This window comes from uncultured Maricaulis sp. (assembly GCF_963975345.1).
Classification (GTDB): Bacteria; Pseudomonadota; Alphaproteobacteria; order Caulobacterales; family Maricaulaceae; genus Maricaulis.
The window spans coordinates 44,549-57,982 of the sequence record NZ_CAXBGE010000011.1 but is presented as its reverse complement, the minus strand read 5'-3'; the positions used below and the strand labels follow the sequence as shown (position 1 = coordinate 57,982).

The 13,434-nt window shown below is 61.4% G+C and carries 14 protein-coding genes; 4 read left to right on the top strand and 10 right to left on the bottom strand.

Annotated elements, in window-relative coordinates; all coding sequences use genetic code 11:
* Positions 1 to 63: 63 nt before the first annotated feature.
* From AAC029_RS12490 to AAC029_RS12480, 3 genes are read right to left on the bottom strand one after another with little or no spacing between them, the layout of a single operon-like run.
* Complete coding sequence (locus AAC029_RS12490) at positions 64 to 516, bottom strand: DnaJ domain-containing protein (RefSeq protein WP_339748266.1); 453 nt, start codon at positions 514 to 516, stop codon at positions 64 to 66.
* 1 nt (position 517) lies between these two features.
* Complete coding sequence (locus AAC029_RS12485; protein ID WP_339748265.1) at positions 518 to 1,405, bottom strand: division plane positioning ATPase MipZ; 888 nt, start codon at positions 1,403 to 1,405, stop codon at positions 518 to 520.
* 60 nt (positions 1,406 to 1,465) lie between these two features.
* Positions 1,466 to 2,071, bottom strand: a complete 606-nt coding sequence (locus tag AAC029_RS12480) for a hypothetical protein (RefSeq protein WP_339748263.1) — start codon at positions 2,069 to 2,071, stop codon at positions 1,466 to 1,468.
* On the opposite strand from AAC029_RS12480, the gene panC reads away from it, so the two are divergent.
* The gene (panC, locus tag AAC029_RS12475) at positions 2,070 to 3,020 is read left to right on the top strand and encodes a pantoate--beta-alanine ligase (protein ID WP_339748261.1); all 951 of its coding nucleotides are present in this window, start codon (positions 2,070 to 2,072) and stop codon (positions 3,018 to 3,020) included. The two genes, AAC029_RS12480 and panC, sit on opposite strands and share 2 nt — an antisense overlap.
* 55 nt (positions 3,021 to 3,075) lie before the next feature.
* Positions 3,076 to 3,852, top strand: coding sequence for a glutaminyl-peptide cyclotransferase (locus tag AAC029_RS12470; RefSeq protein ID WP_339748259.1), 777 nt, complete (start codon positions 3,076 to 3,078; stop codon positions 3,850 to 3,852).
* A gap of 3 nt (positions 3,853 to 3,855) precedes the next feature.
* On the opposite strand, the gene AAC029_RS12465 is transcribed toward AAC029_RS12470, so the two are convergent.
* The 7 genes from AAC029_RS12465 to AAC029_RS12435 all read right to left on the bottom strand — a co-directional run bounded on the left by AAC029_RS12465 (position 3,856) and on the right by AAC029_RS12435 (position 11,546).
* Entirely contained in the window at positions 3,856 to 4,293 is a 438-nt protein-coding gene (locus AAC029_RS12465) for a DUF1489 domain-containing protein (protein ID WP_339748257.1), read from the bottom strand.
* A gap of 57 nt (positions 4,294 to 4,350) precedes the next feature.
* Entirely contained in the window at positions 4,351 to 5,304 is a 954-nt protein-coding gene (locus AAC029_RS12460) for a hypothetical protein (protein ID WP_339748255.1), read from the bottom strand.
* Between the two features lie 80 nt (positions 5,305 to 5,384).
* Positions 5,385 to 7,388 (bottom strand): biotin carboxylase N-terminal domain-containing protein, encoded by a 2,004-nt coding sequence (locus AAC029_RS12455; RefSeq protein WP_339748253.1) that lies wholly within the window; start codon positions 7,386 to 7,388, stop codon positions 5,385 to 5,387.
* Positions 7,385 to 8,254: a DUF817 domain-containing protein gene (locus AAC029_RS12450; protein ID WP_339748251.1), complete on the bottom strand. Its 870-nt coding sequence runs from the start codon at positions 8,252 to 8,254 to the stop codon at positions 7,385 to 7,387. Before AAC029_RS12450 ends, AAC029_RS12455 begins: the two co-directional genes overlap by 4 nt.
* 12 nt (positions 8,255 to 8,266) lie before the next feature.
* Entirely contained in the window at positions 8,267 to 9,061 is a 795-nt protein-coding gene (locus tag AAC029_RS12445) for an enoyl-CoA hydratase-related protein (RefSeq protein WP_339748249.1), read from the bottom strand.
* A 176-nt stretch (positions 9,062 to 9,237) separates the two neighbouring features.
* Positions 9,238 to 9,630, bottom strand: coding sequence for a hypothetical protein (locus tag AAC029_RS12440; protein ID WP_339748248.1), 393 nt, complete (start codon positions 9,628 to 9,630; stop codon positions 9,238 to 9,240).
* Positions 9,631 to 9,938: 308 nt separating this feature from the next.
* A complete protein-coding gene (locus AAC029_RS12435; RefSeq protein WP_339748246.1) occupies positions 9,939 to 11,546 on the bottom strand; it encodes a carboxyl transferase domain-containing protein in 1,608 nt (535 codons plus the stop codon).
* Between the two features lie 134 nt (positions 11,547 to 11,680).
* On the opposite strand from AAC029_RS12435, the gene AAC029_RS12430 reads away from it, so the two are divergent.
* Both AAC029_RS12430 and AAC029_RS12425 read left to right on the top strand, forming a co-directional pair.
* Positions 11,681 to 12,499 (top strand): DUF5694 domain-containing protein, encoded by an 819-nt coding sequence (locus tag AAC029_RS12430; protein ID WP_339748244.1) that lies wholly within the window; start codon positions 11,681 to 11,683, stop codon positions 12,497 to 12,499.
* 266 nt (positions 12,500 to 12,765) lie between these two features.
* Positions 12,766 to 13,401, top strand: coding sequence for a hypothetical protein (locus AAC029_RS12425; RefSeq protein ID WP_339748242.1), 636 nt, complete (start codon positions 12,766 to 12,768; stop codon positions 13,399 to 13,401).
* Positions 13,402 to 13,434: the final 33 nt, after the last annotated feature.

Here is a 13,434-nt window from a genome sequence, read left to right as displayed (position 1 = left end):
AGAGGGTGTGAATACAACTTTTTCGTGCGTCAGGCAATAAAGCGCGCTTCCGGCCCGAGCCAGTCAGTCGTCAAGCGCAGCCAGCAACACGTCGCGCGCTTCCTGGACCTGGCGCGCGAGCCCGGCCGAGCCGCCGGTGTCGGGATGAAGCTTCTTCATCAATTGACGATGGGCGTGGCGAATTTCCTCGCGCGTCGCATCGGCCGAAACACCAAGAATTTCACGGGCATCGGCCAAGCTCATCGCCCCGGTCGTTGGTGGCGGACCCGGACGTTGCGAGCCGTTTTGGCCGGGCGCATTGATCGCAATACCCAACATGCCCAGCCCGAACAATCCGATCGGGATGCCCAGCGGCATGGCGCCGCGCAGGGCCAGCATTACCCCGGCCAACAGGGCACCGCCGCCCAGCAGCATGCGCACGATGCGTGAGGCGTGTGCCGTCTTCTGGCGCGAGAACCACCAGCCGACTGCGAGAAAGCCGGCGAGGGCGAGGATGCCGAGTGCAAAACCCGCCATATCAGAACGGGATGGGCTGCCCTTGCAGCCCCGAAAGCTTGAGCACAATCAACAGGTCACGCAATTCCTGCCGGGCCGCGACATGGCTCATCGTGAAGGGGATAGTCGAGCCGCTCTCGGTCAGATCGAGCAGGGTCAGCCCCAGCGGAAACAGCTCACGATAGATCACCCGCTCGGCAAAGCCGGGCGCCAGACGGAAACCGATCCGCTGCGACAGCATTTTCAACCCCTCGCCGACGCGCCGCTTGTTGCGGGCGTCGAGCATGGAGACGCGATTGCGCATCACCACCCAGTCGATCGAGCGCTTCTCCAGCGCTGCCTTGCGCTTGCGGCACTCCCAGACCATCTCGCTGTAAACGCTGGGCCGTCCGACCTGGAAAGTGTCCGGGTCGATCTCGGCGAGCAGGTCGAAATCGACGAAGCTGTCATTGACCGGCGTGACGATGGTGTCGGCGGCTGAATGCGCGAGACGCGAATACAGCGTATCGGCGCCGGGCGCGTCGATGACGATGAATTCGGTGCGCGATTTGAGATCACTCAGCGCGTCGGAAAAGCGCTCGGTTTCCTCCATCTCGGCGATATCAAGATCGCGCTGGGCGCTGGGTGCCAAGGCGATCTCGGCGGCGCGCGGCAGCTCGACGCCGTGCTTTTCGCACCAGATGGTCCGGTTGCCGAGATAGCGTGTGAACGTGCGCTGCCGCAGATCGAGATCGACCGCACCCACGCGTTTGCCCATCCGCATCAGAGCGACGGCCAGATGCATCGCGACAGTCGACTTACCAGCGCCGCCCTTCTCATTGCCAACGACAATCAGATGCGCTTCGCGGGCGCCGTCGCGGACGCGGCCAATCGGCCTCGAGGGGAGTTTGAATGCAGAGTGTGTGGTCATCGTTCCGGCAGCCTAGTCCGCGCGCCCGCAGCGCGACACAAAATCAAGCAGGCGATACTGTCAGTGTGCCATGCCCGGATCGAGATCGACCAGTGGGCGACCGGAAAAGTCTACCGGAAGGCAGTATTCGCCGGCCTGCTCGATAACAACACAGGCCGCACGCGCTGCCGCCAGGCTATCATAAGGCCCCGCCTCCAAACGCAGAAAATCGCCGCGATCCGGTATCGTCACCGCTTCAACACGCGCTTCGCGGCCGGCGAGTTGCTCGGGGAAGCGGGCCCGCAATTCATCCCAGCCGGCACTGGTGTGCGCCAGGGTCCGGTAGGATGCGAGATGGATACCGTGCAGCAGGCTCGGCGCTGTCAGCATGTCCTCGGGCGCGGCCGCCAGCGGCTCCGGCGCAGCGGATGCGTTCTCGTCTGCAGCCGCGGGTCCGGCCAACGCCAGTGCCAGGGCGCGCAATTGCGGCGCGACCGCAGCCAGGCTTTCCGGCTCATAACGGGCCCGGCGATCCAGTTCCCGCGCCGTGATGTCGGCGATGCGGGCATCCTGGGTTTGTGCGATCGGTGGCACAATCGCCGCTTCCGGCACATCGGTCGTCGTAGCGCAGCCGGCCAATCCAGACAGGAGTGTCGCGCTGGCGAAGAGAAGAGCCAAATTTTTCATGGCAATCCGTCTAGACCGAGTCGCACCGCTTGCCTCCCTCATCGCTTATGATTATGCCGATGGCCGACAGTTTCCCGGTGCCCCCATGCTCAATCTGCAAATCCCCCATGCCACAACGGTCTCGGCCCTGCGCACCCGCATCCGCGGCTGGCGTGAGGAAAGACTGAGCGTCGGCTTCGTGCCGACGATGGGCGCCCTGCACAAGGGCCATCTCGCCCTGGTCCAGCTTGCCAAGGCGCAGTGCGACCGGGTCGTGGCGAGCATTTTCGTCAACCCGGCCCAATTCGCACCCGGCGAGGATTTCGAGGCCTATCCGCGCACGGTGATCGAAGACTCGCAGAAGCTGACCGAAGCGCGCTGCGACCTGATCTATCTGCCCACCAACGAGGCCATCTACCCGGACGGCTTTGCCACCTCGATCTCGATGACCGGCCCGGCCGAGGGGCTGGAGAGTGTGACGCGGCCACATTTTTTCAACGGCGTCGCCACAGTCGTTGCCAAATTGCTCAACCAGGTTCGCCCTGATGTCGCGGTGTTCGGCGAGAAGGATTATCAGCAATTGCTGGTGATCCGGCAGCTGGCACGTGATCTCGATCTCGGGGTCAACATCATCGCTGGCGAGACCGTGCGCGAAGCCGACGGGCTCGCCCTGTCTTCGCGCAATGCCTATCTGACGCCGCCAGAGCGCCAGAAGGCTGGCCATCTCAATGTGATCCTCAAGCAATTCGCCGCCGATTTGCAAGCGGGCCAATCGATCGAAACGGCTCGATTGACGGCGCTGAACGCATGCCAAACCGGCTTCGATGAGGTCGATTATATCGAGGCACGCTGTGCCGACACCCTCGCGCCGCTGCCGCCAGGCAGGCTGCGAGCCTCGGCGCGGGTGCTGGCCGCCATCCGGCTCGGCACGACGCGGCTGATCGACAATTGTGCAGCCCTGCCTTCCTGACGCCCGAATTGGCGCTAAGCTGAACCTCGGTTACACGATCTGGATATTGCGACACTTGAAACCTCTCCTCCCACTCGCCCTGTTGGCCTGGCTGTCCACACCGCTGATCGCTTGCGCCCAGTCGGCCTCGCCGCAACTGCAACAGCCGGAGATCGTCGCCACCTATCCCCATGACGCGGCGGCTTTCACACAAGGCCTGTTCATCCATGACGGCGCCCTGTTCGAAAGCACAGGTCAGGTTGGCGACTCAAACCTGCGGCGTGTCGATCTGGAGACCGGCGGCGTGCTGCAACAGGTCAATATAAACCCGCCCATTTTTGGCGAAGGCAGCACGAGGATCGGCGACAGGATATTCATGCTCAGCTGGGTTTCAGAAACCGGGTTCGTGTTTGATGCCAGTACGTTCGAATTACTCGACCAATTCACCTATCCCGGTGAAGGCTGGGGACTGACCACCGATGGCACTCGCCTGATCCTCAGCGACGGCTCGCCGCAATTGCGCTTTCTCAACCCGGAAACGCGCGAGCAGACCGACACGCTCGACGTCACGATCAATGGCCGTCCGGTGCGGCGAATCAATGAGCTGGAATGGGTAGATGGCGAGATCTGGGCCAATATCTGGCAGACGAGCACCATTGTCCGGATCGATCCGCAAACCGGCAACGTGACCGGCCTGATCGATTTGACGGCATTGATACCCGCCAATCTTGATGACCCGCGCGATGCGGTCGCCAACGGCATTGCCTGGAATAGCGAGACCGGTCAGATCTATGTCACCGGCAAGTTATGGCCTGCGCTGTACGAGATCCGCCTGCCCGCCAACGACGAATAGACGCTACCAGGCGCCGATTTCCATCAACCGCGCCCTGAGATCATCAGGAAGCCCTGCACCGCCCTCACCGGGCCCTGTAAGGTCACGCGGCGCGTCCTCCGGTTTGAGGTAGCGCCAGCCCTGGAATGGCCGTTTCGGTGATGGTGAGGTGCGGATCACGTCCGGCGACATGATGATGGCGCAACGCTTGATACCGTCCTCGCCCTGGATCTGTTCCAGCGCGATAATCTCGGAACGGCACTGCACGGCACCATTGATCACCCAGTAAAGCGAGCCGCCCGCCTCGATCTCGTCCTTGCGTGAGGGCATCATACGCGTGACATGGACCGTCACTTCCGGCTCCCCGGCCGCGCGCCGCGCCGCGGTTTCGCGCTGAATCGAGGCCTCGAGCTGATCGATTTCCTTCACGCCGACACAGAGCTTGATGAGATGCATAACCATGCCTATCGGTTAGGGTGAATCCCCGCCCCCGTCAAAGCCATGGCGCTGGCCGCTGCGTTATGCAGCCTGGCGATCGGTGAAACCATGCGGCGCGGTGGGATCAATATCGAAAGTCGTCTCGCTCTTGGGCATCGGCTTGTCCGGCGCAGGGAAATATTTGAGCCGCAGCTTGACCGCTGCCGTCAGCATTTGTTTCGCCAACGCGGTCAGACCGTCGGTCGAGGTCGAGGCTGGCACCCAGCCGAAGTGGCGGCGCAGCAGGCCGTTGGCATAGAGAACCGCATTCTGCCGGCGCGATTGCGGCGTCGAGATATCGAACGGCACAGAAACATTGATGCCCGACTGGTTCTCGACCCGGTGCGGGGCATGCAGCGGCCAATTGATGGCCATGCCCGGATGCAGGTCGATGGTGAAGGCGTCCTTGTCCCAGGCCGGGTTGAACGGCACGTCCTCAACCGCGTCACGGTGCAGTACGGCTTCAACACTGTCGGTATTGAGGTAGGGCAGTTTTGGCGGATAGGCGCGGAAGCGCTTCACGCCGCGCAGGTGCCACAGCATGGTCTCCGACACGTCCGAATGCAGAAAGACCTGTGCTATCGGTGAGGAGATCAGAATCCCCGCCTCGGCGGACAGCGGCCGAAACCCCGGATTGGCGCGTTTCATGTCGCCGAGCATGGCCTCGTAGATGGGCCGGTATTGCTCGTCCAAATCCATCGCGTGCCGCAGATTGATCCACAGCTTTCCATGCCGCACAGCCTCGATCAATTCCATCCCGCTCAGCGCGCCCGGATCGCCGCCACGCCAGCTGTCATGATCGGTCGCATCCTCACCCATCGTACAAAAATCGATCAGATCGCGCGGATGCCGCTCGATCAAAGCCGCCAGTGCCATATCGGAGAACAAATGATGTTCGTGATAATTGTGGCGCACGACGGCAGGCTGGCGGCGAAACTTCTGCCGTGCCTCGATCGGCCATTCACTGGCAAAACGCTCCATGAAAGTGTCACGCATTGAACCGGCTCCCTGTGGTCTCGCCTGAGATCAGCAGGAATGATGCCAGTTTCGCGCTACAGGAGAGTTCAGACAGAGTTTCAAGCCGCCTCGACCGATTCCTCGACCAGCAGCACCAGCACATCACCCTCGGCGACCTGGGCACCAGCTTCAACGCGCATCTCGGCAATCACTCCGTCGCGCGGCGCGGCCAAGGCGTGTTCCATCTTCATCGCCTCGAGCACGACCAGGGCCTGGCCGCGAATGACCTCATCGCCCGTGGCGACATTGACCGCCAGCACTTTGCCCGGCATCGGCGCCTTGATCGTATCGCCCGCTTCCAGCGCAGCGACGGCGGCATCGGGATGTACAATTGTGAAGACGCTGGTTCGGCCGCACGAAGAGACCAGATAGCCCGTCTCCATCGTCTCGAATTGAGCCGCCACGAGCTGCCCGTCGATACGGGCCTGAAACAGGAAGCCCTCATCAAGCGCTTCGATCTCGAGCCCTTGCAAGACTTGCGTCTCGCTGGCGCAGTGAACGACAACCGTATCGCCATCGGTCTCCAGTGAGACGTCAACCGCCTCGCCATCAACCTCGAAGCGGTGAGCAATGCGCGGGGCGCTATTCATGCGCCAGCCATCGGCGACATCGAACGGGTCGGACAGGTCAGCCAGTAGTGGGCGCAGATCGAGGGCTCCCAGCACGGCAAAACCGGCATCGGCGAGGCTGAACACGCCCGGGACCAGATCGTCGATATGATGTTCAATGAAGCTGGTATTGAGCTGGGCCGCGAGGAAGTCGGGGTGCAACACGGTGCGGCGCAGGAAGCCGGCATTGGTCTTGACCGGCCAGACCACGAGCTCGTCGAGCATGCCGGCCAGGCGCAGGGCTGCCTCGCGGCGGGTCTCACCATGGGCGACCAGCTTGGCGATCATCGGATCATAATGGAGCGAAACCTCGCCGCCCTCTTCAACCCCGGTTTCGACACGCTCACCTTTGCCTTCGCCGGGCAGGCTCAGCCGGTGCAGCACGCCGATCGAGGGCAGGAAACCGTTGACCGGGTCCTCAGCATAGAGCCGGGCCTCGATCGCATGACCGTGCAGGCGGATCGCGTCCTGCTCCGGCACCGAGCCGCCGGCTGCGACGGTCAGCTGCAACTCGACCAGGTCGAGGCCAGTGACCATTTCGGTCACCGGATGCTCGACCTGAAGCCGCGTATTCATCTCCATGAAAAAGAAACCGTCTTCGCGCAGCGGGCCCGAGCCGTCGACGATGAACTCCACCGTGCCAGCGCCAACATAATCGACGGCCTTGGCGGCATTGATCGCCGCTGAACACATCGCGGTGCGCACGGCGGGCGTCATGCCTGGCGCCGGGGCTTCCTCGATCACTTTTTGATGGCGGCGCTGCAAGGAGCAGTCGCGCTCATACATGTGCACGACACGGCCACGGCTATCGCCGAACACCTGGACTTCGATATGGCGCGGATTGGTGATGAATTTCTCGATCAACACCCGATCATCGCCAAAGCTCTTGGAGGCTTCGCGTTTGCAACTGTCCAGATCGGCGAGGAAATCACGTTCATGCTCGACCTTGCGCATCCCCTTGCCGCCGCCGCCGGCGACCGCCTTGATCAGGACCGGATATCCGATCCCTGTCGCGGCGCTCTTGAGATAATCAGGATCCTGGCTTTCGCCATGATAGCCAGGCGTCACTGGTACACCGGCCTTTTCCATCAAGGCCTTGGCGCGATCCTTCAGGCCCATGGCGCGGATCGAGTCCGCCGATGGACCGACGAAATTTATATTGCTGGCCGCGCAGGCTTCGGCGAAGGCGGCATTTTCCGACAGAAAGCCATAACCGGGATGGATCGCATCCGCACCGGTGCGGATTGCGGTCGCGATGATCGTGTCGGCACGCAGATAACTTTCCGCCGCCGGTGCGGGACCGATCAGCACCGCCTCGTCGGCCATGCGGACATGCAGCGAATCAGAATCGGCTTCGGAATACACGGCGACACAGCGAATCCCCATCCGCTGCGCAGAGCGCATGATGCGACAGGCAATCTCGCCGCGATTGGCGATCAGGAGGGTCTTGATCATGGTCGATCCAATTCGGAGTTGGCCGGTTGTTGCCGGTATTGCACAGCGGCGACGAGGACGAAACTGATGATCATCAGGAGATACCACGAGCCAAGCTTGGCGAGCGAGACCATGTGCCAGCCCGCATCTTGGCCGGGATAGACCCAGGCGCGCGCGAAGGTGCCGAGGTTCTCGGCGAACCAGATAAACAGCGCCACCAGCAGGAATCCGACTACCAGCGGCATCGGTCGATGCGCTGCGTCTGGCCGGAACCAGACAACGCAGCGGCCGTAGACAATCCCGGTCGCGAGAAACAGGAACAGCCGGAAATCCGGTCCGTAGTGATGCGCGAAGAAGTTCACGTAAACCGCCACAGCCAAAGCGATTTGCCAAGACATCTTCGGAAATCGGTCGAAGCGGAAATCAAAGATGCGCCAGACCCGCGCGATATAGGATCCAACCGCCGCATACATGAAGCCGGAAAAGAGCGGCACACCGGCAATGCGCAACAGGCTCGCCTCGGGATATTCCCAGCTGCCAGCCTGGGTTTTGAAGATTTCCATGACCGTGCCGACGACATGGAAGGCGGCGATCACTTTCGCCTCCTCCCAGGTTTCAAGCCGCGTCGCGATCAGAATGATCTGGATCGACAGCGCCGCCAGGGTCAGGAAATCAAAGCGCGCCAAGGTCCAGCTCTGTGGATACCAGAGATATGTCCCCAGCAGCAGGGCCAGCATCAATCCGCCGAACAGGCAGGCCCAGGCCTGTTTGATGCCGAACGCGACAAATTCGAACACGCCCTGGGTCCAAGGCCCACGCACGAACGAGGTCCGCAGCGCTTCACGCCGCGCATGCAGGAAAGCGCGTGGATCCGGGATACGGAGCATCCGCCGCGCAGCCTACTCCGCCCAGCTTGGCTTGCGGCGTTCAAGGAAGGCCGCCAGACCTTCACGACCCTCGTCGGAAATGCGGCGCCTGGCGATTGCCTTCGCGGTGTGGACTGCGAGCCCGTGATCGATTTCGCGGCCGGTCACCTCGTCGACTAATTGCTTGGCATCGGCGACGGCGCCCGGGGCCGAAGCGAATGCGAGTTTTGCGAGATGTTCCTCCATCGCGGTCATCTCTTCCATATTGGCGACGACGTATTGGGCAAGGCCCATATGATAGGCGAAATTGCCATCAAAGCTTTCGCCGGAGACAAACAAAGCCCGGGCCCACTTCGGGCCGATGGCGCGGATCACATAGGGTGAGATCGTCGCTGGCGTCAGACCAAGGCGCACTTCTGAGAAGCGTATCTTGGCATCCGCCATCACCACACCGACATCGCAGGCGGCCAACAGGCCGGCGCCACCGCCCATCGCCGCGCCGTGCACCAGTGCCACCGTCATCTGTGGCAGGTCGTACAGGCGCTTGAGCATGGTGGCGAGCGCCAGCGCGTCCTGCTCATTATCGGTTTCGTCGAAATGCGCCGCCGACCGCATCCATTCCAGATCAGCACCGGCGGAAAAACTTGGTCCGGCGCCGCGCAGCAACACCAGGCGGACATTGCCCGGATTGGCCCGCAATGTCTCGAAGGCCTCCGACAGCGCTGCGATCACCTCGGCGTTGAAGGCATTATGCTTCTCGGGCCGGTTGATCGTGACCACGGCCACACCGGCAGGGCTGACATCAAGCAGGACAGACGCGTCGCTCATCGGATTTCCTCTTTGTGAAACTGACCCCACAGACTTAGCCCCGGCGCGGTCGCAGGCCAAGGGGCCGATTGCCGCGACCCGGCCGCGCAGACAAAACCCTGGCCTGTCGCAGACAAAACAAGGGCCGCCGGCACGAATGCCGGCAGCCCGAATTTCAGCGCATCGTCCTGTCCGCGTCAGTCGCCGCGGAAGATCAGGCCCTTGAGGATTGATAGCACGATGATCCCCACGAAGTAGCCGACCGCAAGCGCGCCCAGATACAACAGGTAATCCATCTGCGTGAATTGCGAGATGAAGGCGGTCATGTCGAAGCCTTCGCCGCCGCCGCCACGTACCATCGGCATCACGACATCAACAATGACGTGGATGATCACACCGACCACGGTGAAAATAATGATCGCGCCCATTTCGCGCATCAGCAGTGCCAGCACGAGCGCAATCACGCCAAGCTGGATGCCCAGAGCCATCCAGTTCACGACCGTACCGTCCCCGGCATAGGCCAGCAGCCCCGGCATGAAAAAGTCGAGCCCCTGATTAAATATGCCGATTACCGGCTCCATGAATTCCATATTACGTTCCCCTCCCGCCATAAATGACGACGCTAACCTTACCCCAAGACGCGCCCATTACCCTAACGATGTTTCGAATTGCGACGTTTGGAAAGCGGCTTCTCCTCACACGCGAATTTTGTTAACCTTTTACCGCAAGCTTGTTGATCACAAACAAGTTTTCCCTAACCACCAAATACTGGACATTGTCAGCAACCACGCGGGCCAACAGGCCGCCTCGGCTCGCGACAACGGCCCAAATTCCAGAATACCACATTGACGGTGCAAACGTTCAATCAATCGGCAAATCGCCCTGTCGTGGGCCTTCGCTACATCCGGAACAGGCCGAAGGTCGTCTTCTCGATCGGTGCATTGAGCGCAGCTGACAGGGCGAGGCCCAGAACACGGCGGGTATCGGACGGGGCTATAATGCCATCATCCCACAGCCGCGCTGTGGAGAAATAGGGATTGCCCTCGGCTTCATAGCTTTCGCGAATCGGTGCCTTGAACGCCGCTTCATCCTCAAGCGGCCAATCCTCGCCGCGATGCTCCATGCTGTCACGCTTGACCGTCGCCAGCACGGCGGCAGCCTGTTCGCCGCCCATCACTGAAATTCGGGCATTCGGCCACATGAAGAGGAAACGCGGCCCAAAGGCACGGCCGCACATTCCGTAATTGCCGGCACCATAGGAGCCGCCAATGATGACGGTGAATTTCGGACCCTTGAAGGTCGACACCGCCGTTACGAGCTTGGCGCCATCCTTGGCGATACCGCCATGCTCGGCCTTCGAGCCGACCATGAAACCGGTGATATTCTGCAGAAACACCAGCGGGATACCGCGCTGGGCACAGAGCTCGATGAAATGCGCGCCTTTTTGCGCGCTCTCCGAAAACAGGATGCCATTATTGGCGATAATCCCGACCGGCATGCCGTAAAGCCGAGCAAAGCCGGTCACCAGCGTCTCGCCATAGAGCTTCTTGAACTCGTCAAACACCGAGCCATCGACCAGACGGGCAATCACTTCGCGCACATCATAGGGCGCGCGGATATCGGCCGGTACGACGCCGTCGAGTTCGGCCGGGTCAAGCGCCGGTTCGCACGGTTCGGCGAGGTCGAGATCGACGGTCTTGACCGAATTGAGATTGGCAATAATGCGCCGGCAGATATGCAAGGCGTGTTCGTCATTGGCGGCATAGTGGTCGGCAACGCCGGAGGTGCGGCAATGCACATCCGCCCCCCCCAGGTCTTCGGCCGAGATTACCTCGCCCGTCGCCGCCTTGACCAAGGGCGGACCGGCGAGAAAGATCGTGCCCTGCTCACGCACGATGATGCTCTCATCCGACATCGCCGGCACATAGGCACCGCCCGCGGTGCACGACCCCATCACGACGGCAATCTGGGGAATCCCCATCGCCGACATATTGGCCTGATTGTAGAAAATCCGTCCAAAATGCTCGCGATCGGGGAAGACATCGGCCTGGTGCGGCAGATTGGCGCCGCCGCTATCGACCAGATAGACGCAAGGCAGACGATTCTGCATCGCGATTTCCTGGGCGCGCAAATGCTTCTTCACCGTCATCGGGTAATAGGCGCCGCCCTTGATGGTCGGGTCATTGCAGACGATCATCACTTCGCGACCGGAAACACGGCCGATACCAGCGATCATCCCGGCGCCATGAACATTACCCTCATACATGCCATTGGCCGCCAGGGCGCCAATCTCAAGCAAGGCCGAACCCGGGTCGAGCAGGCGCTCAACCCGCATCCGCGGCAACAGCTTGCCGCGTGCCGTATGCTTGTCGCGCGAGCGCTCGGAGCCACCGACCGCAGCTTCGGCGGTTTTAGCCTGCAGCTGTTCGAGCAGTGCCTGCATCGCATCGGCATTTGCCTGGAAACTGGTCGAATCCGTATCGATGGCTGTCGTCAACTGGGTCATGCGGAGCCCTGACTTGTCACGGTGTAATGGCGCTGCTTAACCCGCCTGACCATCCCTAGGCAATCATCCGTGCATCCAAATCACGTCCCTGGGGCATCACATCTCTGGACAATCACAAACAGGGGATGCTGACAATGCTCCGCCAGACCGCAATCATCCTGATGGCTCTCGCCATGAGTTCCGCCGCTTGGGCGCAAGATCCGCCAACGCCCGAGTCGGGCGCCGCGCCTGAAATCATGATCCTGGGCACCTATCATTTCACTGGCGGCGGAAGCGATTACGTCAATTCGCCGGTCGAAGACCATCTCAGCGCGGCGCGGCAGGCAGAGATTGCCGCCGTCCTTGACCGGCTGGAGGCTTTTGCGCCGACCCGGATTCTCGTTGAGCTTGAGCCCGAACACGAAGCGGCCTTCAACGAGACCTATGCGCAATATCGCGCCGGCCAGCACAGTCTGACCGTCAATGAACGCCAGCAAATTGGAATGGCGCTGGCGGCCCGGCTCGGACATGATCGGCTGTATGCGGTGGATTACTCGAACGGCATGGACTTTGACGCCATGCTGCAAGCGGCCGCCGCCGCAGGCCAGACCGCGCTCCTCGCCGATTTTGACACCGCCATCGGACGTATTCAGGCGCAGGCGGCCGATCCGGCCACTGCCAGCCTGTCAGTGCTGGACCGGTTGATCGACGTCAACAGCGCAGAGGAAATCGCCCAGCACAACCTTTACCTGATCTTGGCGCAAATGGGTGATAGTGCCCATCCGGCCGGAGCACAGCAGATGGAGCTGTGGTGGGGTCGCAACCTGCACATCTTCGCCAATATCGCACACGTCAGCAGGCCAGGCGACCGGGTGCTCGTCATCTACGGGGCCGGCCATAAATATCTGCTCGACCAATTCGTCGATTCGGCACCGAACCTCGAATGGGTCGATCCGCTGAGTTATCTGCAATAGTCAACCAGGACACGCTGTCCCTCCCTCCCCAGCGAATGGACAGCGACGTCCGGCCCTTGCCAGTCTGGCAGGGGCCGGACGTGCATATAAAATTGGTGGTTCAACCCTTGATTGGTCTTGGACTGTGCCCGTTTTCATCATAGTCTAGCAACCATAAGCCAGTTTCGATCTGGCTGGAGCGGCGCATTAACTTCTGATTCAGGGGTCGAGCGCAGGCTTTGGGGATAGAAATTCCGGTTCACCGGATTACCATCAGGGAGGTGTCCATGCGTTCGCGTTTTGCTCTGGCCGCCGCCATGTCCATTCTGGCCTCGACCGCCGTTTCGGCGCAGGCTTTGCAGGATGCACAATCCTGGACGACGCGCGATGGCGAGCCCGGCCAGACCACCCTGCTGCGCTGGCATTTTTCCAGCGAGGAGACTGCTCCCGCAATCGGAGTGCTACCCAGCGCACAGATTCTCGAAACCAATGTGACGGCTCTGTCTGGACAAGTTGATTTCTTCCCATTCGGCGATGAGTTTTACCTGTCAGCCGCTGCGGTGCGTCCCTTGTACCGCGATGCGGCCCCTGCTTGGAATCAGCAGGCTGGCAGTCCGGTTTGGGCCAATTTCCCGCACGCCGAATTATCGGAAGACCTGCGCGAGAGCGGGTTGGAGAAGCTCACCAGCTATCTGGGTGCCGGCATCACTGTGCGCAATATTGACCAGTGGAGCCTGACTGTCGAAGGCGGTGCCTATTTCCAGGATCGGGGACGCGACCGGCAGCAGATTTTCGATCCGGACACCGGCGAAACCATGACCCTACTCGACGATCTCGACACGATGGACCGGCAAGCTGTTGGCGAAACCCAGGCGCGCTCCTTCCATCCCGTGGCCCATCTGGTCATCCGTCGCCGTTTCTAATCACCGCGCGGCACCGACTTTTCCAAATCGCAC